This window comes from Curtobacterium sp. MCJR17_055 (assembly GCF_003224335.1).
Taxonomy (GTDB): Bacteria; Actinomycetota; Actinomycetes; order Actinomycetales; family Microbacteriaceae; genus Curtobacterium.
Genome location: NZ_QKLF01000012.1, coordinates 1 through 849 on the forward strand (window position 1 = coordinate 1; position 849 = coordinate 849).

Consider the following 849-nt stretch of genomic DNA (forward strand, 5'->3'; position numbering starts at 1 on the left):
GGTGCCGAATCACTGTCACAAGCCGGGAACGGCCCGCAAGCGCTCACCAGCCGCACATCGCTGGTTCTCCACCCCTTCGCGGGGTGTGTTCGGCGCGCATCCCATTCCAGATCCGCGCCGAGCGCGACAAGCAAAGGAACGAAGACATGCGCAAGTCCCTGAAGACCTCGATCACCCTCGCCACGACCGGTGCCCTCGTGCTCGGCGGTGCAGCGTTCGGCGTCAGCGCCGCGAACGCCTCCACCCCGGCCGTGCACACCGTCTCCAGCTCCGCGTCGAAGATCCCCGCCCCGGTCGCGTCGGTCCCCGAGGTCCTCGGCGGCGACACCTCCGTCGCCCTCGACAAGGGCTTCACCGACGCCCTGACCTCGCTGAAGCTCACCCCGGGTGTCTCGGGAGATGCGACCCTCGAGGACGGCGCCGTGTCGTTCCCGATCACCTCCGGCTCGGTCACCTACTGGAGCCCGGACGGCAACTACCGCCCCTACGTCCAGGGTCTGCTGAACCACGACGACTCCGGCCTGACCCTCAAGGCCGGCGACACCACCGTCACGCTCGAGAACTTCGTCGTGAACCCGGGCTCCTCGAAGCTCTACGGTGACGTCCTCGTCAACGGGAAGGTCGCCGCCCCGAACGCGTTCCTGTTCGAGCTGCACGGCGGCTCCCTCAAGCCCCTCCAGCTCGAGGGCGACAACGCGATCCTGACCGGCACCACCGTCCACATCTCCCAGGACGCCGCGGACCTGCTGAACCAGACCTTCAAGACCGACGCCGTCAAGCGCGGCCTGCTCGTCGGCACCGCCACCATCACCGCCCAGATCAAGTAACACCCGATCTGACGCACCACCA

General features: G+C 67.8%; 1 protein-coding gene. It reads left to right on the forward strand.

Going from position 1 to position 849, the window contains the following annotated elements; all coding sequences use genetic code 11:
• The first annotated feature begins 146 nt into the window (after nt 1-146).
• Nucleotides 147-827, forward strand: coding sequence for a hypothetical protein (locus DEJ16_RS15410; RefSeq protein WP_110826207.1), 681 nt, complete (start codon nt 147-149; stop codon nt 825-827).
• Nucleotides 828-849 lie beyond the last annotated feature (22 nt).